Annotated in this window: 21 protein-coding genes; 13 read left to right on the forward strand and 8 right to left on the reverse strand. The window is 71.2% G+C overall.

Features of this window, described 5'->3' with window-relative positions:
• Positions 1-70: 70 nt before the first annotated feature.
• The gene (locus tag JJQ90_RS20915) at positions 71-1,108 is read left to right on the forward strand and encodes a class I SAM-dependent methyltransferase (RefSeq protein WP_216878216.1); all 1,038 of its coding nucleotides are present in this window, start codon (positions 71-73) and stop codon (positions 1,106-1,108) included.
• Positions 1,109-1,117: 9 nt separating this feature from the next.
• Here JJQ90_RS20915 and JJQ90_RS20920 read toward each other — a convergent pair whose 3' ends face one another.
• Complete coding sequence (locus JJQ90_RS20920; protein ID WP_216878217.1) at positions 1,118-2,938, reverse strand: hypothetical protein; 1,821 nt, start codon at positions 2,936-2,938, stop codon at positions 1,118-1,120.
• Positions 2,939-3,048: 110 nt separating this feature from the next.
• Entirely contained in the window at positions 3,049-5,463 is a 2,415-nt protein-coding gene (locus JJQ90_RS20925) for a hybrid sensor histidine kinase/response regulator (RefSeq protein WP_216878218.1), read from the reverse strand.
• Positions 5,464-5,687: 224 nt separating this feature from the next.
• Between JJQ90_RS20925 and JJQ90_RS20930 the strand changes: the two genes are divergently transcribed.
• The 3 genes from JJQ90_RS20930 to JJQ90_RS20940 all read left to right on the forward strand — a co-directional run bounded on the left by JJQ90_RS20930 (position 5,688) and on the right by JJQ90_RS20940 (position 7,619).
• Positions 5,688-6,008 carry a DUF1488 family protein gene (locus JJQ90_RS20930; protein ID WP_216878219.1) on the forward strand — a complete coding sequence of 107 codons (321 nt, stop codon included), beginning with the start codon at positions 5,688-5,690 and terminating at the stop codon, positions 6,006-6,008.
• A gap of 21 nt (positions 6,009-6,029) precedes the next feature.
• A complete protein-coding gene (locus JJQ90_RS20935; RefSeq protein WP_216878220.1) occupies positions 6,030-6,167 on the forward strand; it encodes a hypothetical protein in 138 nt (45 codons plus the stop codon).
• Positions 6,168-6,233: 66 nt separating this feature from the next.
• Positions 6,234-7,619: an amidohydrolase family protein gene (locus tag JJQ90_RS20940; protein ID WP_216878221.1), complete on the forward strand. Its 1,386-nt coding sequence runs from the start codon at positions 6,234-6,236 to the stop codon at positions 7,617-7,619.
• A gap of 6 nt (positions 7,620-7,625) precedes the next feature.
• On the opposite strand, the gene JJQ90_RS20945 is transcribed toward JJQ90_RS20940, so the two are convergent.
• The gene (locus JJQ90_RS20945) at positions 7,626-8,606 is read right to left on the reverse strand and encodes an ABC transporter substrate-binding protein (RefSeq protein WP_216878222.1); all 981 of its coding nucleotides are present in this window, start codon (positions 8,604-8,606) and stop codon (positions 7,626-7,628) included.
• 197 nt (positions 8,607-8,803) lie between these two features.
• Here JJQ90_RS20945 and JJQ90_RS20950 point away from each other — a divergent pair, with 197 nt between their 5' ends.
• The 3 genes from JJQ90_RS20950 to JJQ90_RS20960 are packed head-to-tail and all read left to right on the forward strand — an operon-like array spanning position 8,804 to position 12,485.
• Positions 8,804-9,742: a tripartite tricarboxylate transporter substrate-binding protein gene (locus JJQ90_RS20950; RefSeq protein WP_216878223.1), complete on the forward strand. Its 939-nt coding sequence runs from the start codon at positions 8,804-8,806 to the stop codon at positions 9,740-9,742.
• Positions 9,742-10,482 carry an aspartate racemase/maleate isomerase family protein gene (locus tag JJQ90_RS20955; protein ID WP_216878224.1) on the forward strand — a complete coding sequence of 247 codons (741 nt, stop codon included), beginning with the start codon at positions 9,742-9,744 and terminating at the stop codon, positions 10,480-10,482. Before JJQ90_RS20950 ends, JJQ90_RS20955 begins: the two co-directional genes overlap by 1 nt.
• On the forward strand, positions 10,482-12,485 hold the full coding sequence (locus JJQ90_RS20960; protein ID WP_216878225.1) for a tripartite tricarboxylate transporter permease: 2,004 nt from the start codon (positions 10,482-10,484) through the stop codon (positions 12,483-12,485). Before JJQ90_RS20955 ends, JJQ90_RS20960 begins: the two co-directional genes overlap by 1 nt.
• Positions 12,486-12,507: 22 nt before the next feature.
• On the opposite strand, the gene JJQ90_RS20965 is transcribed toward JJQ90_RS20960, so the two are convergent.
• On the reverse strand, positions 12,508-13,422 hold the full coding sequence (locus JJQ90_RS20965; protein WP_216878226.1) for a LysR substrate-binding domain-containing protein: 915 nt from the start codon (positions 13,420-13,422) through the stop codon (positions 12,508-12,510).
• A gap of 1 nt (position 13,423) precedes the next feature.
• A complete protein-coding gene (locus tag JJQ90_RS20970; RefSeq protein WP_216878227.1) occupies positions 13,424-14,056 on the reverse strand; it encodes a 2-hydroxychromene-2-carboxylate isomerase in 633 nt (210 codons plus the stop codon).
• 80 nt (positions 14,057-14,136) lie between these two features.
• On the opposite strand from JJQ90_RS20970, the gene JJQ90_RS20975 reads away from it, so the two are divergent.
• Genes JJQ90_RS20975 through JJQ90_RS20985 form a run of 3 tightly spaced genes read left to right on the forward strand, consistent with a single transcriptional unit; the run spans position 14,137 to position 15,822 of the window.
• A complete protein-coding gene (locus tag JJQ90_RS20975) occupies positions 14,137-14,625 on the forward strand; it encodes a cupin domain-containing protein (RefSeq protein ID WP_216878228.1) in 489 nt (162 codons plus the stop codon).
• Positions 14,626-14,630: 5 nt separating this feature from the next.
• Positions 14,631-14,804, forward strand: coding sequence for a DUF1127 domain-containing protein (locus tag JJQ90_RS20980; RefSeq protein WP_216878229.1), 174 nt, complete (start codon positions 14,631-14,633; stop codon positions 14,802-14,804).
• 25 nt (positions 14,805-14,829) lie between these two features.
• On the forward strand, positions 14,830-15,822 hold the full coding sequence (locus tag JJQ90_RS20985; protein ID WP_230410869.1) for an enoyl-CoA hydratase-related protein: 993 nt from the start codon (positions 14,830-14,832) through the stop codon (positions 15,820-15,822).
• 66 nt (positions 15,823-15,888) lie between these two features.
• Here the strand turns inward: JJQ90_RS20985 and JJQ90_RS20990 are convergent, their stop codons facing one another.
• From JJQ90_RS20990 to JJQ90_RS21000, 3 genes are read right to left on the reverse strand one after another with little or no spacing between them, the layout of a single operon-like run.
• Positions 15,889-17,385 (reverse strand): tripartite tricarboxylate transporter permease, encoded by a 1,497-nt coding sequence (locus JJQ90_RS20990; RefSeq protein WP_216878230.1) that lies wholly within the window; start codon positions 17,383-17,385, stop codon positions 15,889-15,891.
• Positions 17,385-17,888 (reverse strand): tripartite tricarboxylate transporter TctB family protein, encoded by a 504-nt coding sequence (locus JJQ90_RS20995; protein ID WP_216878231.1) that lies wholly within the window; start codon positions 17,886-17,888, stop codon positions 17,385-17,387. Before JJQ90_RS20995 ends, JJQ90_RS20990 begins: the two co-directional genes overlap by 1 nt.
• Position 17,889: 1 nt before the next feature.
• The gene (locus JJQ90_RS21000; protein WP_216878232.1) at positions 17,890-18,861 is read right to left on the reverse strand and encodes a Bug family tripartite tricarboxylate transporter substrate binding protein; all 972 of its coding nucleotides are present in this window, start codon (positions 18,859-18,861) and stop codon (positions 17,890-17,892) included.
• A 141-nt stretch (positions 18,862-19,002) separates the two neighbouring features.
• Here JJQ90_RS21000 and JJQ90_RS21005 point away from each other — a divergent pair, with 141 nt between their 5' ends.
• From JJQ90_RS21005 to JJQ90_RS21015, 3 genes are all read left to right on the forward strand, one after another.
• Positions 19,003-20,355 (forward strand): APC family permease, encoded by a 1,353-nt coding sequence (locus JJQ90_RS21005; RefSeq protein WP_216878233.1) that lies wholly within the window; start codon positions 19,003-19,005, stop codon positions 20,353-20,355.
• Between the two features lie 67 nt (positions 20,356-20,422).
• The gene (locus JJQ90_RS21010) at positions 20,423-21,661 is read left to right on the forward strand and encodes a hypothetical protein (protein ID WP_216878234.1); all 1,239 of its coding nucleotides are present in this window, start codon (positions 20,423-20,425) and stop codon (positions 21,659-21,661) included.
• Positions 21,658-22,506 carry a hypothetical protein gene (locus JJQ90_RS21015; RefSeq protein ID WP_216878235.1) on the forward strand — a complete coding sequence of 283 codons (849 nt, stop codon included), beginning with the start codon at positions 21,658-21,660 and terminating at the stop codon, positions 22,504-22,506. The genes JJQ90_RS21010 and JJQ90_RS21015 overlap by 4 nt, the downstream gene beginning before the upstream one ends.
• Position 22,507: the final 1 nt, after the last annotated feature.

Consider the following 22,507-nt stretch of genomic DNA (forward strand, 5'->3'; position numbering starts at 1 on the left):
GGCCAAGCCATTCCGGCCGGGCCACATCCCGCCGAGCGCCTGCGCCGGCCATCGAGGGAAACACGCCCGCTTGAGCCCCTCCCCGTTGCGCAAAATCGCGCTTGCCGTGCCGGCGTTGCGGCGCCTGGTCGAAAGCCGGGACGCCGCGCTGGCCGACCGCGCCTTGCTCGAACAGTCGTTGCGCGCGATGCGGGTGGAAATGGTGGAACAGGCCGCCGCGAATCAGGCCGTGTTGATCCAGACCATGTCCACCGATGGCGATGCGCGCATCGAACGGACGCTCTCCATGGTGCGCGCCGAATACACGGTGCTGCCGCGCTTCGGCTTCCACCAGCCGCTGGACTACGACCAGGACAGCCTGCCCCCGCATTTCGACCCGCCGGTGATCCTGCCGGGCGAATCGCTGCCGCTGCCGGCGCCGGCCGACCGCTTCGGCTATCCGGCGGATGACGCGCTGTATCTGCATATGGGCGGGCTGGACGCGGCGGTGGTGCGCGCGGCCATCGCCCGCCATCTTGGCGCGCCGCGCGACCTGGCGCTGCTGGATTTCGGCTGTTCCTCCGGCCGCGTGCTGCGGCATTTCGAGGCGGAGCACCAGGCCCAGGGCTGGCGCCCGCATGGCGTGGATATCCAGGCGCGGCCGATCGAATGGCTGCGCCTGCATTTCCCGCAGCACTACATGGTGACCACCGGCACGGTGCAGCCGCACCTGCCCTTCGAGGATAACAGCCTCGACGTCATCTACGGTTTCAGCGTCTTCACCCACATCAAGTATCTGTGGGACATGTGGCTGCTGGAATTGCGGCGGGTGCTGAAACCGGGCGGGCTGCTGGTGCAGACCATCCACACCGAGAATGCCTGGGAGTTCTACCATCGCAACCGCGATGAGGCCTGGGTGAGGCGGGCCCATGCCGCGCGCATGACCGATGCCCCGAAGATGGATGTGGACTGGTTCCACCATGGCGACATCGCCGTCAGCCAGGCCTTCTGGAAGGCCGATGTCGCGCGCCGCAACTGGGGCCGCTACCTGGAGGTGCTGGAGCTGCTGCCACCCCAGCACGAGATGTCCTTCCAGGACGTCATGGTCTGCCGCAAGCCGCTTCGGTGACCTGACGCGTCACAGGACAAACGGCTCCGGCGGGTTGTTGGCGGCAAGCGGTTCCACATCCAGCTCGTGGATGCCGCCGACGCCGAAGCCGACCCATTCGGTGCCGGTCCAGGCATATTCGTATTCGTTGCCGATGCCCCATTCACTGGCCGACTGCCCGTTCTGGCCCCAGGAACGGGTCGGCAGCCAGCGATCGCTGTGGCCGTCATAATAGTCGGTGATCCACAGCGTCCCGTCGCGGATGTTGGTGGGGTTCGGATGGTCCCACTTGTTGTAGATTTCGTAATAGCCGTTGGCGCCCTGAAGCCGGTCGCCGATATTGAAGCGCGCGAAATCCTCGGACAGCCAGCCGGCATAGAGGTCGCCGGAATTGCTGTAGAAGGCCCAGGCGTAATAGCCATCCGGCCCGACATCGACCTGGTAGATGCCGCCCTGGCCGAAGTCATCCCATTCCCGGCCGTCCCAGACATAGTCGTATTCCTGGCCGAGCCCGGCCTGGGTCGTCGCCTGGCCCTGCTGCCAGGCGCGCGGCTGCATCCAGATGCCGGATTGTGCGTCGCGGTAGTCCGTCACCCAGACCGTGCCCTCCGGCGCGGCATTCAGGGACCAGGCAACCTTTTCGTAGATGGTATAGGTGCCGCGGGCGCCGGCGAAGTTCTGGCCGACCTGATACAGGCCGGCATCGGCCACGACATAGCCGGCATAGAGATCGCCGCTGGTGCCATGGGTGAAATACCAGGAAAAGCGCGCCGGCTGTTCGACGCTGGCCTGCACGGTGCCGGCAAGGCCGAAATCATCCCATTCGTCGCCATCCCAGGCATAGTCGAATTCCGAGCCGAGGCCGCCATAGCCCGTGGGCGCGCCGCCCTGCACATAGGCCGAATAGGTGGTGAGCAGTTGGCGCGCGCTTCCGTCGTAATAGCCGCCGGTGGTCCAGACCGTGCCATTGGCGATCACCTGCCCGCCGAGGGAGGCGGCGGCGGTGATGATGTAGGTGCCATTGGCGGCGGCCAGCGTGTCACCCACCTGCCAGGCCGTGCTGTGGCTGGCCAGGCGGCCGAAATAGCTGTCGCCATTGGGCAGCTCGAATCGCCAGTCGAACAGCATGTCCGGCTGCCGGTCCGCCTCCAGCGCCCCGCCCTGGCCCACCTGTGCCCAGCGCGTGCCGGTCCAGGCGCGGTCCATCTCGCTGCCCAGGCCGGCATAGCCGGTGGGCGCGCTGCCGCCGCTTTCCAGGGCGAAGTCGATCCGCGCGGCGCTGTCGTAATAGCGGGTGGTATAGACCGTGCCGTCCAGCTCCACCTCCGACGGGCTCTGGCCGAAGGGGGTCTCGGTGACGATGCGATACAGGCCATGCGCGGTGCGCCAGGTGTCGCCCGCGTTCCAGTCCAGGCTGTCGGCCAGCAGCGTGCCGTAGAGGATGTCGCCGCTGTTGAAGGTGAAGGTCCAGGTGAACAGGCTGTTGGCGAGGGAGGAGGGGTCGGCCTGGTCGGCGCCGCCGCGGCCGAAACTGTCCCAGGCGCTGCCATTCCAGGCGGCATCCACCTCCGACCCCAGCCCCGCCAGCCCGGCGGGCGCGGCCTCCCCCAGCCGGGTCACCATCCAGCTTCCGCGGCTGTCGCGGTACCAGCCCACGGAGATCCAGCCCTCCTCCATCCCCAGCGCGCCGAGGTCCATGCCCTGCGGCTCGGCGGCAACGATGCTGTAGGTGCCATGCGCGGTGGCCAGGGTGCTGCCGACGACGTAGCGCGCGGTGTCGTCCACCAGCAGCCCGCCCCAGCTGTCGCCGCTGGTCGCGCGGAAGGTCCAGGTGAAGATGCTGTCGCTCACCGCCGCGCGGCTTTCGAGGTCACCGGAAGAATCATTTTGAGGCTCCACCTCCGGCCCTGGGTCGCGGGCCGGTGCGCGCGGGAGTGTGCCGCAGCGCGGTGAAACCCCGGTTAACCGGGCGGCGGGGTATCCTGCGGCAGCAGCCGGCAGATGCGGTCGAGCAGCGCCACGGCGGTATAGGGCTTGCCCAGGAAGTTCACCCCCTCATCCAGCCGGCCCTGATGGATGATGGCGTTGCGGGTATAGCCGGTGGTGAACAGCACCGGCAGGCGCGGCCGGCGGGCCAGCGCGGCGGCGGCCAGTTCGCGGCCATTCATCGGCCCCACCAGCACCACATCGGTGAACAGCAGCGACACTTCCGGATGCTGGGCCAGCAGCGCCAGGGCCGCGGGGCCATCGGCGGCGGCGATCGGGCGGCAGCCGGCCTCCTCCAGCGCTGCCACGGCGAAGTCGCGCACCATGTCCTCATCCTCCACCACCAGCACCACGGCGCCGGGGCTGGGGCTCGGCAGGGTCACCTGGCTTGGCACGATGGGCGTGGCGGACGTGTCGGCATCGCGCAGGCGCGGCAGATAGAGCTTCACCGTGGTGCCCTGGCCGGCCTCGCTGTAGATCGCCGCATGGCCGCCCGACTGCCGGGCGAAGCCGTAGAGCTGGCTGAGGCCCAGGCCGGTGCCCTTGCCGGTGGGCTTGGTGGTGAAGAAGGGTTCGAAGGCGCGGGTCAGCACCTCCGCCGACATGCCGCTGCCGGTATCGGTGACGCAGATCGCCACATACTGGCCCGGAGTCACCTCCTCCCGCGTCGCGGCATAGGCCTCGTCCAGATGGGCGTTGGCCGTCTCGATGGTCAGCTTGCCGCCCTCCGGCATCGCGTCGCGCGCATTCACAGCCAGGTTCAGCAGCGAGGATTCGAGCTGGTTCGGATCGGCATGGGCGCGCCACAGCCCGCCGGCCAGCACGGTCTCGATCTCGATATCCTCGCCGAGGGTCCGGCGCAGCAGGTCGGACATGCCGGCCACCAGCCGGTTGGCATCCACCGGCTCCGGCGCCAGGGGCTGCTGGCGGGAGAAGGCGAGCAGCCGCTGGGTCAGCGTGGCGGCGCGATTGGCGCCTTCCACCGCATTGTCGATGCCGCGGCGAATCCGCTCCCGTGTCGCATCGCCGAGGCTGGCGCCGGCCTCGCCCGGCAATTCGTCCAGCCGCCGCCGGGCGAGGGCCAGGTTGCCGAGCACCACGGTCAGCAGGTTGTTGAAGTCATGCGCCACGCCGCCGGTCAGCCGGCCCACCGCTTCCATCTTCTGCGCCTGGCGGAGCTGCGCCTCCGCCCTTTCGCGGCCGGTGGCGGCGGCGATCAGGCGGGCATTGGCCTCGGCCAGGTCGCGCGTGCGTTCGCCGACGCGGGCTTCCAGCATGTCGTTCAGGCGGCGCAACTCCTCCTCCCGCCCCCGGATGGTCTGGGCGGCCTCTGCCAGGGCGGCGGCGGTCTCGGAAACCTCCCGGATCCCGCTTGGCACCGGGGTCACCGGCTGCCCATGGCCGAGGGCCGCCGCCTCCGCCGCCAGCCGGCGCAGGGGATGGGCGATGCGGTGGCCCAGCAGCAGCGCCATGGCCAGCGACAGCGCCGCCAGCGCGGCCCCGAAGGCGCCCAGCAGCAGCAGGCTGCGGTGCAGCGGCTGGTTCAGCGTGGTCAGCGGCACGCCCACCGCCACGCGCCAATCCGACAGGGCGGAGCGGGCATAGGTGCCGAGCACCGGCGTGCCATCGGCGGTGAAGCCGCGCCACCTTCCCTCCCGCCCCGTGGCCGCGGCGCGCAGGTCGGCGGTGGCGGTGCGGCCGACGAAATCCTCATGCTGGCGGTTGCGGGCCAGGATGGTCCCGGCGGCATCGACCACGGCGATGGTCCAGCCTTCCGGCGCCTGCCGGTCCTCCAGCACCCGCCGGAGGCGATCCGCCGGCGCGCTGAGGCTGAGGAACAGCGGCTCCGCCTCCCCCGGCACGGCGATGCCGGCCGGCAGTTCCACGGCGAACATGGGCACGCGGTTCACAATGCCCTGGAACAGGCCGGTGACCGTCAGGATTTCGCGCCGCGCCTGGGGCGGCGGCAGGGGCGAGGTTTCCGGTACCGGATCGCCCGGCGCCAGCCAGGCGTTCATCCGTGGCCTGCCGCTGGAATCGCGCAGCACCGCCGCCATGCCGAGTCGCAACCGCGCTTCCAGCGCCTGTTCCTGGAATCCCGGGATGTCGCCAGCACGAAGTTGCGGCGACAGGGCCAGCAGGTTCAGCGTGGCGGACAGCCCCGTCAGATCCCGGTCCACCGCCAGGGCGACGGCGCGGGCGGTGTTCAGCGCCTCATCCTCCAGCCGGTCGCGCTGCGCCTCGGTGAAGCGCCAGGACAGGGTGGCGGCGAAGACGAGAATGGGCAGCACCAGCGCGCCCGCGAACAGTACGAGTTGCCGCCGCACCGGCTGCCCCTTCGCGGTGGGCGGCGGGTCCGGCGCGGGAAGGTGGGGCGCGGCGAGGTCCAACAGGCGAGGCTCTCCTGGCCGGGCGCGTCTGCGACGGGGGCAGGCTTGCCGGGACGCATCCCATGCCCCGGGCCCGGGGCCACGGCAAGGGCGGCGTCGCGCGATATGGCGCAGATTAGCGCGAGCCGGCGGGCGGCTGGTATCGGGGTCACCGGATCGCCATATCCTTGAAACATCCCGGTGACGCCGCCGCCGTGCCCGCCCCCGCCGATGAGGATCGCCCCATGTCACCCCCCATGCCGCCCTTCCCCACGGTTCCCGCGCCGCGCTGGGATGGGCGCCGCGTGCTGTTCGAGGTGGTGGAGGATGCGCGGCTGATCCCCTGCGCCATCTCGATGAACGCGCTGCAGGACCTCAGCGAGATGCGCCGCTTCAAGCCGGCCGAGCTGATGAAGTGCTTCGCCGCGGCACGGCCGCGGATCGAGGCAATCGCGCTGGACAAGCATCGCGCGCGGGCCGAAGGGTCGGTCGGGCTGCTGAACATCTGGTCCGACGATGTCGAGGACGCGGCCGTGCCCCCCGCCAAAGCCGTGCCGACCGCCTGAACCCCAACGAGGACGACGACCATGGCCAAGGGCCAGATGCGATCCAACCGCGAGACCAAGAAGCCCAAGGCCGCGAAGAAGCCGGAGGCCGCCGCGGCATCCCCTTTCACGCGGGAGCCGACGAAGAAGGCGCCACCCGCCAAGCCCGACAAGGGCTGATTTTTCCCCACTGCCGCCTGTGCCCCCTTCTGGGTCATGATCGACCGGCACAGTGCGGAGGGCGCCTTGGACACGCTGATCTTCGAACCCGGCTGGATCTGGGACGCGCAGGACGGGCTGCGCAGCGGGCGCTTCGTGGTGGTGCGGGATGGCCGCATCGCCGATGTGACGACGCAGCGCCCGACGATGGATGCGCAGCGCATCAGCCTGCCCGACAGCCTGCTGCTGCCGGGCTTCGTCAACCTGCACAACCACGCCTTCAGCGCGCCGCTGTTCCGCGGCCTGGCGGATGACATCGGCGATGGCGAGCTGCCGGGCGACATCGTCTATTCCCTGTTGATGCCGCTGGGCGACATCGCGGCGGAGGTGCTGGACGAGGACGCGATCGGCGATGTCGCGGAGATGGCGCTGCTGGAGACGCTGAAGGGCGGATCGACCACCATCATGGATGTGTGGCGATTGCAGCAGGCGCCCTTCATCGCGCGCGGCCGCCGGCTCGGCCTGCGGACCTATTCCTGCCCCTACCTGTTCTCCACGCCGAAGATGGACATGGGGCCGGATGGCAGGCCGGTGACGGCGCCGGAGGCGGCGGATACCGGCTTCGACCGGGTGATGGCGCTGTTCGCCGAATACGACGAAGGCCCGCGTGGGCGAACCCGGGTCGGCTTCGGGCCGCATGGCCTCGATACCTGCACGCCCGAATTGCTGACCCGCATCCGCGACGCGGTGGACGCGATGGGCTGCCCGCTGACCATCCATGCGGCGCAGAGCCAGGTGGAGCTCGACATCGTCCGCGCCCGCTACGGCAAGTCACCCATCGAACACATCCGCGACCTCGGCCTGCTGCGGCCCGGCACGGTGCTGGCGCATTGCGTGATGGCGACCGATGACGAGCTGGCGATGATCCGCGACCACGGCGCCGCCGTCGCCTCCTGCCCCTACGCCTTCTCCCGCTTCGGCGTCGCGGTGCCTTTTGCGAGGTTCCTGGATGCCGGGATCCATCTTGGCGTCGGCACGGATGGCGTCGGGCTCGACATGGTCGCGGAGCTGCGCGCGGCGGCGCTGCTGGCAAAAGTGCAGGCTGGGCGGGGCGGCATTGCGAGCGGGGAGGCGATGCTGCGCGCCGCCACGGCTTCGGGCGCCGCCGCCATCGGGCGCGACGACCTCGGCACGCTGGCGGTCGGCGCCACGGCGGACCTGCTGCTGTTCGACCTGTCCGGCGCCCGCTACCAGCCGGTGTGGAATCCCCTGCAGGCGTTGCTGACCAATGGCGTGGCGGCCGACCTGCATACGATGCTGGTCGATGGCGTGCCGCTGATCCGCGACCGCATGGTGCAGGGTGTGGATGAGGCGGCGGTGGTGCGTCGCGGCGCCGCCGCGATCCGCCGCGTCTGGGACGAGGCGCGGCGGCTGGGCCGCGTGCCCGCCGGCATTGCCGCGCGGCGGGCGTAGCGCCCCTTAAACGATCTTGCGATCGTCCGGCAGGAAGCGGTCGGTGTAGGTGAAGTCCATGCTCGGCGGGGCGGGGATGCCGAAGGCTTCCGCCACCTGGCGGGCGGAGGTCTCGAAGCGGGCCTTCACCACGCTGGACACGCCATTGGCGCGCACATGCGGCGTCAGCAGCGCGACCTCGTTGATCAGCTCGTTGCGCGCGATCTCCACCGCCGTGTCGATCAGCGGTTCCCGCCGCTTCAGCGATTCCATGGCGGCGGCGGGCTCGGCCAGCATGGCGCGCAGGCCGCGGATGGTGGCCTGGTTGAAGCCGCGCACCACATCGGGGTTCTGCTCGGCAAAGGCCTTCCGCACCACCAGGCCCGAGGAATAGAGCTGCACGCCCCACTGGTTGTACTGCAGCCAGCCGATGTCGCGCAGCGGCACGCCGGTGCCCACCATGTTCAGCGCCGTGGTGGTCAGGAAGCCGAGCGTCGCATCGGCGCGGCGCTGGATCACCATGGTGTCGCGCAGTTGCGCCGTGACCGACAGCAGGTTGATCTTCGACACATCAAGCTGGTTGGCGCGGGCGAAGATCGGGAACAGCAGATGCGTGCCCTCGCCCGGGGAGACGGAGACGCTGCGCCCCTCCAGGTCCTTCGGCTTGGTGATGCCGGAGGATTTCAGGAAGATCGCCGCATTGGGGGAGGCGTCGTACAGCACGAAGACCGAGGTGACCTGGCTGCCCGGATTCTCGGTGTTGAACTTCAGCGCCAGGTTGGTGTCGGCGAAGCCGATGTCATAGGTGCCGGCGGCGACCTTGGTCAGCGTGTCGCCGGAGCCGAAGCCACGGTCGATCTGCACATCGAGGCCGGCTTCCGCGAAGTAGCCGCGATCCGCCGCCAGGGTCCAGGCCGAATGGGCGGATTGCCAGGCCCAGTCCAGGCAGAATTTCACCGGGCGCCGCGCGCCCTGGGCGAGGGCGGGCGCGGCCAGTGTGGGCAGCAACAGGGCAGATGTCAGGACATTTCGGCGTGTGAATGCGTGCATCTTGGGCAGCCTCCGGTCAGGGCTCGCGCGGCGCGCGGCGCGGCCGATGTTCAGCAATTGCCGTGCCGTGAAGTGGCATCGCCGGAACGCTGGACAGGGTTGGCCTCGCGCCCGATCCTGCGCGGGAGGCAGAAAGGACAGGACAAATGCGAGCGATGCGATTCCTCGGAGTGATGCTTGCCGCGATTGCGGCACTCGCCAGCCCGGCCATGGCACAGCCCTGGCAACCGACGCGACCCATCGAGATCGTCGTGCCCTTCACCGCCGGGTCGCTCGCCGACCGCAACATGCGCACGGTGGCGCCGCTGCTGTCGGCGGAGCTTGGCGTGCCCGTCGCGGTGCAGAACATCCCCGGCGCCAATGGCTACAACCGCATCTACCGCGCCGCGCCGGATGGCCAGACCATCGGCTATGGCGACCCGGTGGCGCAGATGGCGCTGGCCATCGTGCAGCCGCAGCCCTTCGACGTGATGCGCTTCACCTGGCTCGGCCATTTCTCCGCTGGGGTGCAGACCATGGTGGCCTCCGCCCGCGGCCGGGTGGCGAGCCTGGAGGCCTTGCGCGGCCTGCGCCAGCCGGTGCGCTGCGGCACCTTCGGCGGCATCTCCACCGGCGCCGCGCAATGCGCGCTGCTGGGCGCACAATTCGGCTTCCCCGTCGCCTTCGTCTCGGTCCAGGGGCCGCCGGAGCTGGTGCTGGCGGCGGTGCGCGGCGATGTGGACATCGCCTCGCTCGGCCCGACGCTTTGGCGCGACCACATCGCCGCCAATGCGGTGCGGCCGCTGCTGTCCTGGTCCGGCCAGCGTGACCCGCGCCTGCCGGAACTGCCGGCGCTGAACGACATCAACCTGGCGAACCTGTCCGATGTCACGGTGATCCGCGGCGTCGCCGCCCCGCCCGCCTTGCCGGCGGCGATCCGGGACCGGCTGATCGCCGCGCTGAACGCCGCCATGGCCAAGCCGGAATGGGAGGCCTTCGTGACCCAGGCGCGGCTGGAACGCGACTGGACCTTCTCGGCCAGCTATCCCGAGAGCCTGGCCCGCGCCCAGGCGCTGCTGCAGCAGAACGCCGCCACGCTGCGCGGCGCCTTCTGATGCACAGCCTGCTGCTGCCCGGTTGGCGGGCGCGGATCGGCGTCATCAGCCCGACCGTGCTGGAACGCATCCCGCTGGATTTCCAACGCGTCGCCCCGGAAGGGGCGATGCTGTGCGGCATCACCACGGGCATGGGCGGCTGGGCCGGTAACCAGTACGGGCAGGCGCTGGCGCAGTTGAAGGAATCGGTCCGCTACCTGGCGGCGCGCAAGGTGGATTTCATCCTGCATGTCGCCTCCCCCATCGTGGTGGCGCAGGGGCCGGGCTATGACCGCGTGCTGCTGGCGGAGATGGCGGAAATGGCCAACGGCATCCCCTGCGGCACCACCATCCGCTGCGCGCTGGACGCTTTTGCCGCGTTGGGCGCCCGGCGCATCCTGGCCGTCACCCCGTTTCATGAGGTGCTGAACGGCCAGATGCGCGCCTTCGTCGAGGCCGAGGGCTACAGCTTTTCGCGTATCGCCAGCGTGCCCGCGCATTTCGATTTCCTCCAGGACATCCCACCGGATCTGCTGTTCCGCGCCGCGCTGGATGCAGCTGCCGAAAATCCGGATTTCGACGCCATCTGGCTGCCCTCCGGCCAGGTGCCGGCGGTGGAGGTGGTCCGCGCGCTGGAAGCGCGGCTCGGCAAGCCGGTGGTGGCCCAGAACCACGCCGACTTCCTGGCCGCCTTCCGCGCGCTCGGCGTCACCGGCATCGCGCGGGGCCATGGCATGCTGCTCGACCGGTTCGCCGGCTGATGGACAATCTTGCGACCGCGCTGCTGGAGGGCCTGGCCCAGGCCACCACCTTCGACGCGCTGCTGTTCATGATCTTCGGCACCGTCATCGGCTACGTCTTCGGCATCCTGCCGGGACTGCAATCCATCACGGCGATGTCGGTGTTCCTGCCGCTGACCTATTGGTGGACGCCGGCCCAGGCGATGTATTTCTTCGCCGGCATCATCGGCGCCGCCGGCAATGGCGGCGCGGTGACGGCGATCGTGCTGAACATGCCGGGCACGGCGCAGAATGCGGCGACGACGCTGGAAGGCTATCCGATGACGCGCGCCGGCCGCGCCGTCTTCGCGCTGAACCTCTCGGCCGCGTCCAGTTGGCTCGGCGCGGTCTTCGGCGTGGTCGTGCTGATCGCGCTGGTGCCGCTGTTCCTGCCCTTCCTGCTGTCCTTCGGCCCGGCCGAGACCTTCTGGGTCGCGGTGTTCGGGCTGGTGACCATGGTGCTGGCCGTGGCCGGGTCGCCGGCCAAGGGGCTGATCGCCATCGCCATCGGCGTCTTCCTCGCCATCATCGGCATGGGCGGGCCACGCCTGCCGGTGCCGCGCTTCACCTTCGGCAGCGGCTACCTGCTCGATGGGCTGGAGATCGTCGTCGTCATCATCGGCTTCCTCGTCGTCTCCGAATGCCTGTTGCAGGTGGCCGGCGTCTGGGCGCGGGGGCGCGCTTCCGGCGTCGCGACCAATGCGGTCACCCGGATCAGCGGCGACTGGAAGCAGCAGATGATCGATGGCTGGAAGGCGCCCTTCCGTCATCCCGGCATCTTCCTGCGCTCCTCCGCCCTGGGCACCGCCGTGGGCGCACTCCCCGGCGTGGGCGGCACCGTCGCGCAATTCCTGTCCTACAACCTCGCCGTCGCCACCACGAAGGATGCCAGCCAGATCGGCAAGGGGGCGGAGGACGCGCTGGTGGCGACGGAGGCCGCGACCAATTCCAAGGAAGGCGGCGCGCTGTTCCCGACGCTGCTCTTCGGCATTCCCGGCAATGCCGAGATGGCGCTGGTGCTGGCCGCCTGGCAGATCCACGGGCTGGAGCCGGGGCCGAGCTTCATGACCACGCATGGCGCACTCGCCTGGGCGCTGGTCTTCGGGCTGCTGTTCTCCAACCTGGTCGCCAGCATCGGCACGGCGGCGGCCAGCCCCTGGCTGGCGCGGCTGCCGGGCTTCGACATGGGCATCCTGGCGCCGGCCGTTCTCGTCGCCTCGCTGATGTCGGCCTATACCGTGCGCTCCAATTTCCTCGACCTTGGCCTGCTGCTGGCCATCGGCGTGTTTGGCGCCTTCCTGCGGCTGTATGGCTATTCTGTGATCGGCGTGGTCATCGGCTTCGTGCTGGGCGATGTGATCGAGCGGAATTTCTACACCGCGCTGCAAAGCTCCCTCGGCGATTATTCCGTCTTTGTCGGCTCGCCGGTCGCGGCCGTGCTGGCGGCGATCACCGCCATCGCCGCGCTGGTCTGCGGCGTGAAGGTGGCGCGCGGGCGGCGGGAGGCTGCGGATGCGGCGGGCTTCTCCACCGGCGCCATCCTTTTCGCCGGGCTGATGCTGGCGGCAACGCTGGCGCTGCTCTGGCAGGCGATGGCGCCGGGCTGGCGCGGCGGCAGCGTGGCGCCGGGCGTGCTGGGCCTCGCCAGCCTGCTGCTGGCGCTGGTGCTGCTGCAAGGCTGGCGGGGGCGGGAGGCCACGGCGGTGCCGGAGGCCAAGGCCACCTTGCGGCTTGCCTTGCTGCTGCTGGCGGCCCTGGCGGTGGCGCTGTGGCTCGGCTTCCTCGCCGGCATGGCGGCCTTCCTCGCGGCCTTCTGGATCGGCGTGCAGCGCCGGCCGCTGGGGCGCGCGCTGGCGCTGGTGGCGATCTTCGCCCTGGCCCTGCCGGCGGGCTTTTCCTGGCTGGTCGAAAGCCAGCTCTGGCGCGGCGTGGTGGCGCCGCTGGTGCCGGGGCTGCTGGGTGGCGAGGTGATGCCCTCGCCCTGAAGCCAGGCGTCGGGCGTTGGCGTCAGGCGGTCACCGATGAACCGGCGGGTTCGGCGAGTTCGCCGGCCAGCCAGGCGGCGAACAGCCGGCCCTCGGTCTGCCGCAGGATGCCGGGTCGGGCGACCAGCCAGTACCAGGTGTCGATCTCGATCGGCGGGGCCAGGGCGACGACCCGCCCCTCCCGGAGGTCGGCCTCGCAGACCGGCAACCGGGCCAGTGCCACGCCGAGGCCCTGCGCCGCCGCATCCACCGCCATGTGCAGCGTATCCAGGCGCAGGCCACGCGCCGGGTCCGGCGCCGCCATGCCATGCCGCGCGCCCCAGCTCGCCCAATCCTCCCGCACCGTCACCACATGGATCGCCGGCAGCCGCCGCAGCAGTTGCGCCAAGGGCGTGCCGGCGCGCGACGGGGCGGCCACCGGCACCAGGCGCAGGCGGGACAGGCGCAGCCATTCGCCGCCACCGACCGGGGCCGGCGCCATGCGGATGGCGAAGTCGAAGCGGCCATCGCCCAGCTCCACCCAGTCCCGCTCCGTGCTGATGGCGACTGACAGTGCCGGATGCGCACGGCGCAGCGCGCCCAGTCGCGGCAGCAGCCAGCGGCCGGCGAAGGTGGGCGCCGCGCTCACCCGCAGCCCGTCCTGGCCCCGCGCGCCGGAAATGCGGGCGACCGCCTGCGCCAGCCCGTCCAGCGCGCGACTGGCCTCGGCCAGCAGGCTCTCCCCGGCCGGGGTCAGGCTGGTGGCGTGGCGTTCGCGGTGGAACAGCGGCACGCCGAGCCGGTCCTCCAGCGTGCGGACGCCCTTGCTGACCGCGCTCGGCGTCATGCCGAGCTCGGCGGCGGCGGCGACGAAGCTGCCGAGCCGGCCGGCGGCCTCGAAGACCCGGAGCGCCGCCAGCGGCGGCAGCCTGCGCGCGGTCTGATTCATATCGGTCATATTAGCTGACCTTTCCGCGGGACGACCACCCACCCTCCCGCAGCCACGCCTCCAGCATCGGCAGGCGGTCCTGGCCCCAGAAGGGCTCGCCATCGGCGACGAAGAAGGGGGCGCCGAAGATGCCGCCCTGCGCGGCCGCCTGCGTCGTGGCGCGCAGCGCCTCGCGGGCCGGCGGCGCCATGGCCCCGGCGGCGGCGGCCGCCGCCTCGGGACCGAGGCGGGCGGCGAAGACCTGCGCGGCCGGCAGATCCGCCAGCACCGCGCCATGGCCGAAGGTGGCGGTCATCGCCGCCGCGGCGAAGCGGGCCGCGAGACTGGGCGATGCCAGGTCCAGGGCATGGAACACCCGCGCCAGCGCCAGGGAACAGCCGGGTGGCGCCACGGCGGTGGCGAAGGGCAGTTCGTGCCACCGCGCCAGCCGGGCCACGTCCCGCGCCGCATAGGCGCCGCGCAGGCGCTGTTCCGACAGGGGTGCCATGCCGGTCTCGCGGAACAGCACGCCGAGCAGGAAGGCGCGCCAGTGCAGCGGCCGGCCGCAACGGGCCGCGATATCCGCCACCTGCGTCGCGGCGATCCAGGAATAGGGCGAGCCGAAATCGAACCAGAAGGCGATCGGGGCGGGAGTGCTGGTCATCACCGGTGAGGATAGGTCGCGCCACCGCTTCGCCGCCATGGGGCAGGCTGCGTCCAGCAACCCAGATGGACCGACCCGGCATGCGCCAGGATGACTTGCCCGCCGCGCTGATGGCGATGGATGTGCCGGAACGACGGCGGCGCAGCAGCTACCCAGAGCCCTTCCGCTCCCGCACGGAGGGCCGTGCGAAGCAGCCGCTGGGCGATGCCTTCGGCCTGCGGAATTTCGGCGTGAACCTCACCACCCTGGCGCCCGGCGCCGTCTCCGCCCTGCATCACGCCCATTCGCGGCAGGACGAGTTCGTCTATGTGCTAGAAGGCAGCCCGACGCTGGTCACCGATGCCGGGGAGGTGGAGCTGCGCCCCGGCGCCATCGCCGGCTTCCGTGCCGGCGGGCCCGCGCATCACCTGGTCAATCGCGGCGACGTGCCGGCCCGCTACCTCGAGATCGGCGACCGCAGCGCGGGCGATGCCGTCACCTATCCGCGCGACGACCTGGCCGGCACGCAGGCGGCGGATGGAAGCTGGCGGTTCACGCGCAAGGACGGAACCCCGCATGACGCGGCCTGACCGCCATGCCTCGCGTGACGCGGCTGGGCCGGGCGCTGCTGGACCTGCTGGCGCTGTGGCTGGGGCGTGCGGCGCAGCGCCGGCTTCTCGGTGGCCTGCCCGATGCGGCGCTGAAGGATCTCGGTCTCAGCCGTGCCGACGCCGTCCGGGAAGCCCGCAAGCCCTTCTGGCGCGGCTAGCCCGGGCGGCCGGCATCGTGCCGGCATGACCGGCCTGCTGCGCCGCGCCGCAGACCATCTCCGGCGGGTGCTGCGACGGATGCGGGAGGCGGAGGAGCTTGTGGCGCTGGACCACCGCCAGCTCCGCGACATTGGCCTCGACCGCTACGACCTCGCCATGGCGCTGCGCCGCCGCCACCCCAGGGACGCAAGACGAGGACCCGCCATGACCGACGCCGAAGCCGATCGTTCCCATGACCCTCTGCGGCGGGAGGATCGCGGGCCGGTCTGCCTGCTGACACTGCACCGTCCAGACCGACTCAACGCCATGGATGCGTCGCTGATCGCGGCGCTCGGCGCGGCGCTGGATGCGATCGAGCTGGATCCGCGCCTGCGCTGCGTGGTCATCACCGGCCAGGGCCGCGCCTTCAGCGCCGGGGCCGACATCGCCGGCTTCCAGCCGCATCTCCAGGCCGGCGCGGCGACGGCGCTCGCCCGCTTCCTGCGGCCCGGCCAGGACCTGCTGCGCCGGGTGGAGGCCTTTCCGAAGCCGGTGATCGCGGCGGTGAACGGCCTCGCCTTCGGTGGTGGCTGCGAATTGGTGGAGGCGACGCATCTGGCACTGGCCGGGCGTTCGGCGGTCTTCGCCAAGGCGGAGATCGACCTCGGCATCATCCCGACCTTCGGCGGCACCCAGCGCCTGCCGCGCCATGTCGGGCGCAAGGCGGGGCTGGAGCTGATCCTGACCGGCCGCCGCTTCGGCGCGGAGGAGGCCTGGCGGCTGGGCCTGGTGAACCGGGTGGTGGCCGATGCCGACCTGATGGAGCAAGCGCTGCGGCTGGCGACCGAACTGGCCGCCAAGCCCCCCGCGGCCCTGGCCGCGGCGCTGTTGGCGGTGCATCGCGGAATGGATGCGGGGATCGATGCGGGGCTTGCCATCGAGGCCGCCGCCTTTGCCCCGCTGGTGCCGACGCGCGATGCGGCGGAAGGCGTGGCGGCCTTCCTGGAGAAGCGCCGCCCTGCCTTCATGGGGGAGTGATGCCAGCGGACCGGTCGCTTGACCGGTCCGGGCGCCCGGATGGGCGCCGCCGCTGATGAGGCGCCTCTACGCCAGGCGACGCAGCCAGGCGGCGTAGAGGCGCGGGCCGATCAGGGCGGTCACGGCGATCAGCAGGATCACCAGGCTGATCGGGCGCGTCACGAAGACGGTCCAGTCACCCTGGCTGATGGTCAGCGCCTGCCGCATCGCCTGTTCCGCCATCGGCCCCAGGATCATGCCGATGATGACCGGCGCTACGGGGAAGTCGAAGCGGCGCATGAACATGGCAATGATGCCGATGCCATACAGCAGCACCAGGTCGATGACGGAGTTGCTGATGCCGTAGGTGCCGATGGTCGCGAAGACCAGGATGCCGGCATAGAGCTGCGGCTGCGGAATCTTCAGGATGCGCGCCCAGAGGCCCACCAGCGGCAGGTTCAGCACCACCAGCATGACATTGGCGATGAAGAGCGAGGCGATCAGCGTCCAGACCAGATCGGCCTGGCTGGTGAACAGCATCGGCCCGGGCTGGATGCCATAGGACTGGAAGGCGGAGAGCATGATGGCGGCGGTGGCGCTGGTCGGCAGGCCGAGGGTCAGCATCGGCACCAGCACGCCCGCGGCGGCGGCATTGTTCGCGGCCTCTGGCCCGGCCACGCCCTCGATGGCGCCGGTGGTGCCGAATTCCCTGGCGAATTCCGGCTTCACCATTTTGCGTTCCATGTAGTAGCTCAGCATGGTCGGCATCTCGCTGCCGCCGGTCGGCATCACGCCGAAGGGGAAGCCCACGCCGGCGCCGCGGATCCAGGGCCAGAAGGAGCGTTTCCAGTCGGACTTGCTCATCATGATGCGACCGACCTCGCGCACCTCCACCGGGCCTTCGATGTAGCGCCAGGCGAGGTAGAGCGTCTCCCCCACCGCGAACAGCGCGACGGCGACCAGCACCACATTCACGCCGTCCAGCAATTCGGGCACGCCGAAGGTCAGGCGGGGCTGGCCGGTCTGCAGATCCACGCCCACCAACCCCAGCAGCAGCCCGAAGCCCAGGCTGGTCAGCCCGCGCAGCGCGGAGCCACCGAGCACGGCGGAGACGGTGACGAAGCACAGCACCATCAGCATGAAGTACTCGGCCGGGCCGAGCTTCAGCGCGAGTTCCACCACGATCGGGCCGAGGAAGGCGATGCCGATGGTCCCCACCGTGCCGGCGATGAAGCTGCCGATGGCGGAGGTGGCGAGCGCCGGCCCCGCGCGGCCGTTCTTCGCCATCTTCGCCCCTTCGAGCGCGGTGATGATCGACCCCGACTCGCCTGGGGTGTTCAACAGGATCGAGGTGGTCGATCCGCCATACATGGCGCCGTAGAAGATACCGCAGAACAGGATGAAGGCGCCGGTGGCGGAGACGCTGAAGGTGATCGGCAGCAGCAGCGCGATGGTCAGCGCCGGGCCGATGCCGGGCAGCACGCCGATGGCGGTGCCGAGGAAGCAGCCGAGCAGCGCCCAGCCGAGATTGGACAGCGTCAGCGCATGGCCGAAGCCGAGCGTCAGGCCCTCGATCGCGCCCATCAGAAGGGGGCTCCGAAGATCAGGGATTCCACAACGCCCGCGCCGATGTTCACGCCGAGCCCCTTCACGAAAAGCCCGTAGGCGGACAGCGAGACGATGAAGGCGATGACCAGGTTGCGCAGGATGGCGCGCGACCCGAAGGCGGCCGCCACCAGCACGAATTGCGCGGAGGCGGCGATGGTGAAGCCGAGCGGTTCGATCAGCACCAGGTTCGCCAGCAGCCCGGCCAGCAGCAGGCCCAGCGCGCGCAGGTTCAGCGGCGCCGCATCCTGCAATTCCTCGATGTCCTGCGACCAGCCGCGGCGCAGCGCCACGATGGTGAGGCCGGCGCCAAGCACGAGCAGCACCGCGGCGATGAGGGCGGGAACAAACTTCGGCCCGACCTGCGCATAGATCGGCGAGGGCGGGATGATGGCGGTCTGCCAGGCGGCGAGCAGGCCCACCGCCAGCACGAACAGCGCCGCGGCGAGATCGGGGCCGCGGCGGGCCGTGCCGTGCGGCATGCTAGCTGGCCAGCCCGATGTCGCGCAGCACCTGCTCCGTCTCGCTGTGGTCGCGGGTCAGGAACTGGGCGAAGGCGTCGCCCACCAGGAAGGCATCGTCCCAGCCGCGCGTCGTCACGATCTCCCGCCAGGCCGGCGTGGCGTGGACGGCGGTGACATAGTCCACCAGCGCGCGGGTCTGCGCCGGGTTGATGCCGGGCGCGCCGAACAGCCCGCGCCAATTGCCCATGACGATGTCGATGCCGCTTTCCTTCAGCGTCGGCACGCCGTCCAGGCTGCGGGTCTCGCCGGTGGTGGCCAGCGCCCGCATGCGGCCCGCCTTCACCTGCTCGGCGAATTCGGAAACGCCGGAAATGCCGGCCTTCACCTGCGCGCCGAGGATCGCCGCCTGGGCCGGGCCGCCGCCGGCGAAGGCCACATAGCTGGCTTCCCGGGCGTTGCGGCCGAGCGACTTCAGCATCAGACCGAGGATGATGTGGTCGATGCCGCCGGCGCTGCCACCGGCCACGGCCACCCCGCCCGGATTGGCCTTCAGCGCATTGGTGAAGTCCGTCAGCGTGCGCATCTCGCTGTTGGCCGGCACCACGATGATCCCCGGCTCCGAGGTCATGCGCGCGATCGGCACCACGTCGCGGATGCTGACCGGGGTGCGGTTGGTGATGCCGGCGCCGACCATCACGGCGCCGCCCACCAGCAGCGCATTGGGGCGGCCGCGGCGCTGGCTGATGAAGCGGGGCAGGCCCACCATGCCGCCGGCGCCGCCGACATTCTCGAACTGGAAGCTGCCGACCAGGCCGGCGGCGCGGGAGGCCTGTTCCAGCGCGCGGCCCAACCCGTCCCAGCCGCCGCCGGGGCCGGCGGGGATGAAGACGAACAGGCTCTCGAAGCGCTGCTGCGCCGAGGCGGGGCGGCCGAGCAGGCCGGCCGCGGCGAGGCCGGCGGTGGCGGCGATCAGGGTGCGACGGCTTGTCATGTTTCCTCCAGGAGCGTCGTATGAAGCCAAGCTGAATCAAGCTGCTGCCGCGTGCTTTGGCTGGCAAGTGGCGCCCCGCGATCAGGACGGAACCTTGCCTATTCGTCATGCGTCTGGCCTCAGGCGAAGGAGATGTTCGTCATGAGCACGCCCGCGATCGCCGATGGCCCCGCCCCGCCCGGTGTCACGCCGACCCTGGCGCGCAGCATCGGTCCCTTCCAGCTCTTCGCCTATACGCTGGGCGGCATGCTCGGCGCCGGCATCTATGGGCTGGTCGGCCGCGCCGCCGGGGAGCTGGGCGCGGCGCTGTGGCTTGGCTTCCTGGTGGCGATGGTCGCCGCCCTGCTGACGGGCCTGTCCTATGCCTCGCTCGGCAGCCGCTACCCGCAGGCGGGCGGCGCGGCCACCATCACCCAGCGCGCCTTCGCCCGGCCGCTGCTGACCTGGGTGGTGGGGCTGGCCGTCATGGCCTCCGGCCTGTCTTCCGTCGCCACGCAGTCCCGGGTGGTGGCGGAGAACCTGCTGCGGCTGGCGGGGCTGGAGGCTGTGCCGGCAATCGTGATCGCGCTCGGCTTCCTGCTGATCGTCTGCGGCATCGTGCTGCGTGGCATCCAGGAAAGCATGTGGGTGAACATCCTCTGCACCACGGTGGAGTCCGCCGGCCTGCTGCTGGTGATCGCCGTGGGCATCCCCCACTGGGGCAGCGCCGACCTGCTGGAGACCCCGGATGGGGAGGGTATCGGCCTCTCCTTCCTGATGACCGGCGCCATCCTGACCTTCTTCGCCTTCATCGGTTTCGAGGACACGATCAATGTGGCGGAGGAGGCGCGCGATCCGCGCCGGACCCTGCCCTTCGGCATCATCGGCGCCATGCTGGTGGCCACCCTCCTCTATATCGCCATCGCCATCACCGCCGTCTCCGTCGTGCCCTGGCGCGAACTGGCGGCGGCGCCGGGACCGCTGGCGGAGGTGATGGCCCGCGCCGCGCCCTGGCTGCCGGGCTGGTTCTATGTCGCCATCACCGTCTTCGCCGTGGCGAATACCGCGCTGCTGAACTACGTCACCGCATCGCGCCTGCTGTTCGGCATGGCGCGGCAGGGGCTGCTGCCGAAGGCGCTGGCGGCGGTGCATGCCCGGCGCCGCACGCCGCATGTGGCGACGCTGGCGCTGCTGCCGGTGCTGGTGGCGCTGATCCTGGCGGGCGATATCGGCCAGCTCGCCGCCGCGACCGTGCTGCTGCTGCTCGCGGTCTTCACGGTGGTGAATGTGGCGCTGCTGGTGCTCCAGCGCCGGCCTGGGGAGGCGAAGGGCGGTTTCGAGGTGCCCTGGCCGGTGCCCGCGGCCGGCGCGCTGGTCTGCGGCGCGCTGCTGCTGAACCGGCTGGCGACCGGGGATTGGCGCGCGCCCGCCCTGGCCGGCGCGCTGATCGCGCTGATCCTGCTGGGCTATGCGGTGCTGCGGCCGAAGGTGACGGCGGAGGCGATGCAGGGATGACGGGGCATCTTGCATGCGCGCCTGCCGCCCCGCATTCTTGTGCCTCCCAAAAAGGATTCCGGTTGCGATGCGCGGTGTTCCGGCCCGGTTGCCGTTGCACGCCCTGGGCGTGACGCCGTTGTGCGCCGTGCGCGCGCGTCGCGCCCTGCGCGCCCTTGGCGCCCTGCGCGCCCTGGCGCTGATGCTGGCCCTGGCCTGCGGCCCGGCGCTGGCGCAGCCGGCGGCGCAGAACCGCCAGGTGATGGTGCAGAACGAGACCGATCTCGCCTTGCACGGCCTGTACCTGTTTCCCCCCGGCGCCGCGGAACGCGGGCCGGAGCGGCTGGGGGATGAGGTCGTGCCCCCGGCCACCACCCACCGCCTTCGCCTCGGCCGGCAATCCGTCTGCATCTTCGATGTCGTCGCCATCTGGCAGGATGGGCGGGAGGAGCTGCGCAGCGCCTTCAACATCTGCCGCAACCAGCGCCTGGTCTTCGGTGACCCCGCCATGCCGACGCTGGAAGCCGCCATCGCCAATCGCGCGACCGGGCCGATCCGCGCCCTCTACGCCGCGCCCGACAGCGCCGCGGGCTGGGGGCCGGACCGCCTGGGCGGCGAATCCCTGGAGCCCGGCGAAGGCTTCCGTCTGCGCATCCGCACCCGCGCCTGCGTCTTCGACCTGCGCGCCATCCATGCCGATGACCGGGAGGAGGTGATGCTCGGCCTCGACCTTTGCGCCCAGCGCGGCGTGGCCTTCGACCGCAGCGGCCTCACCCAGCCGCGCCGGAGCTTCGTGCTGGCCAATCGCCACCTGGCGCCGGTGCAGGAGGTCTATGCCGCCGCCAGCAATGACGGCGACTGGGGGCCGGAGCGGCTGGATGACTCCGCGCCGCTGGCGGTGGGGGCGGAGGCGGCGCTGGCGCTGGACGGCGAATGCCTGGTCGATCTGCGCATCGTCTTCCCCAATGGCGGGGCGGAGGAACGGCGGGAGGTGGATATCTGCGCCGCCCCGCGCATCCAGCTTGCCCCCGGCTGGGTGCTGGGCGCGGAGGCGGTGGTGGAAGCGGCGCCGGCGGCGGCCAGCAAGCTGACGCTGCGCAATGCCGGCACGCTGCCCATCGTCGAACTCTACGCCGCCCCGCCCGGGGAGCCGCGTGGCGCCGACCGGCTGGGCGCCGATGTGCTGGGGGTGGGGGAGGTGCTGGAACTCGACCCTCCGGATGCCGATGCCTGCCGCGCCGATCTGGTGGCGGTGTTCCGCGACGGGCGGGAAGTGACGCGCCCCGGCGTCGATCTGTGCGAGGAACAGGAGATCGCGCTGCCATGACCCCCTTCCGCAAGCGGGCCTTGGCGATGGCCGCCGCCCTGCTGCTGGCCTGCGCGCCGATGGCGGCGCGGGCGCAGGGCCTCGCGGAGCCGCTGCGCGGCGCCTGGTTCCTTGGCGACTGCGCCGATCCCCAGGCGATGCTGCTGGTCACCCCGCGCGCCGCCGCCCGGCTGCAGCCGGACAGCTCCCGCCTGTTCCGCTTCCGCGCGATGCGCATGCTGGAGGGGTGGAGCCTCGGCACCGCCGGCGGCCCCATGGCGCCGCGCCTTCTGCTGCGCGGGGACGGGTCGCGGCTGGAGACGGCGGAGCCCGACCCGAAGCTGCGCGACGACCGCCTGCCCGGCGATACGGCGGTCGAGTCCTGGCAACGCTGCGCCGCGCCGCCCGCGGCGCTGGCCGCCCTGCATGGCGAGGGCGCGGCCTTCCTGGCGGCGCTGGAACATCTGGAGGCGGGCTGCGGTGGCGGCACGGCGGAAAGCTGCGCCGCCGCCATCCTGGCCCAGGGCGATGTCAGCGGCGACCGGCTGCTGTCCTCCGCCGAGATCGCCCGGCTGCTGCGCGGCGCCGCCTGGCTGGCCGCGGTGCAGGAAGGCGCGGGGCAGGAGGCCATGCTGGCGACGCTGGGCCTTGGCGGCTTGACGGGCCTCGCCGCCGCCCGGCTGCTGGTGGAAAGCCTGGATTATGACGGCGACGGCCGGATTTCCGCCGCCGAACTGGCGCAGGACCGCACCACCTTCGCCACCGCCCCCGGCACTGCGGAGGGCCGGCCGCTGCGGATGGACGGCGTGGCGGAAGGCGCCGGGATGCTGCGCGGGTTGATGGAGAGTCTGGCCAACTGGCGCTGAG

The organism is Falsiroseomonas oleicola (genome assembly GCF_019029495.1).
Lineage (GTDB): Bacteria > Pseudomonadota > Alphaproteobacteria > Acetobacterales > Acetobacteraceae > Falsiroseomonas > Falsiroseomonas oleicola.

Excerpts from the sequence above, each read along its gene's own strand:
- JJQ90_RS20970 (WP_216878227.1), bottom strand. The coding sequence starts at position 14,056 with ATGACCAGCACTCCCGCCCCGATCGCCTTCTGGTTCGATTTCGGCTCG.
- JJQ90_RS21010 (WP_216878234.1), top strand. The coding sequence starts at position 20,423 with ATGCGCGGTGTTCCGGCCCGGTTGCCGTTGCACGCCCTGGGCGTGACG.
- JJQ90_RS21015 (WP_216878235.1), top strand. The coding sequence starts at position 21,658 with ATGACCCCCTTCCGCAAGCGGGCCTTGGCGATGGCCGCCGCCCTGCTG.
- JJQ90_RS21005 (WP_216878233.1), top strand. The coding sequence starts at position 19,003 with ATGAGCACGCCCGCGATCGCCGATGGCCCCGCCCCGCCCGGTGTCACG.
- JJQ90_RS21000 (WP_216878232.1), bottom strand. The coding sequence starts at position 18,861 with ATGACAAGCCGTCGCACCCTGATCGCCGCCACCGCCGGCCTCGCCGCG.
- JJQ90_RS20985 (WP_230410869.1), top strand. The coding sequence starts at position 14,830 with ATGACCGGCCTGCTGCGCCGCGCCGCAGACCATCTCCGGCGGGTGCTG.
- JJQ90_RS20930 (WP_216878219.1), top strand. The coding sequence starts at position 5,688 with ATGTCACCCCCCATGCCGCCCTTCCCCACGGTTCCCGCGCCGCGCTGG.
- JJQ90_RS20995 (WP_216878231.1), bottom strand. The coding sequence starts at position 17,888 with ATGCCGCACGGCACGGCCCGCCGCGGCCCCGATCTCGCCGCGGCGCTG.
- JJQ90_RS20950 (WP_216878223.1), top strand. The coding sequence starts at position 8,804 with ATGCGATTCCTCGGAGTGATGCTTGCCGCGATTGCGGCACTCGCCAGC.
- JJQ90_RS20980 (WP_216878229.1), top strand. The coding sequence starts at position 14,631 with ATGCCTCGCGTGACGCGGCTGGGCCGGGCGCTGCTGGACCTGCTGGCG.
- JJQ90_RS20960 (WP_216878225.1), top strand. The coding sequence starts at position 10,482 with ATGGACAATCTTGCGACCGCGCTGCTGGAGGGCCTGGCCCAGGCCACC.
- JJQ90_RS20935 (WP_216878220.1), top strand. The coding sequence starts at position 6,030 with ATGGCCAAGGGCCAGATGCGATCCAACCGCGAGACCAAGAAGCCCAAG.
- JJQ90_RS20965 (WP_216878226.1), bottom strand. The coding sequence starts at position 13,422 with ATGACCGATATGAATCAGACCGCGCGCAGGCTGCCGCCGCTGGCGGCG.
- JJQ90_RS20990 (WP_216878230.1), bottom strand. The coding sequence starts at position 17,385 with ATGGGCGCGATCGAGGGCCTGACGCTCGGCTTCGGCCATGCGCTGACG.
- JJQ90_RS20975 (WP_216878228.1), top strand. The coding sequence starts at position 14,137 with ATGCGCCAGGATGACTTGCCCGCCGCGCTGATGGCGATGGATGTGCCG.
- JJQ90_RS20955 (WP_216878224.1), top strand. The coding sequence starts at position 9,742 with ATGCACAGCCTGCTGCTGCCCGGTTGGCGGGCGCGGATCGGCGTCATC.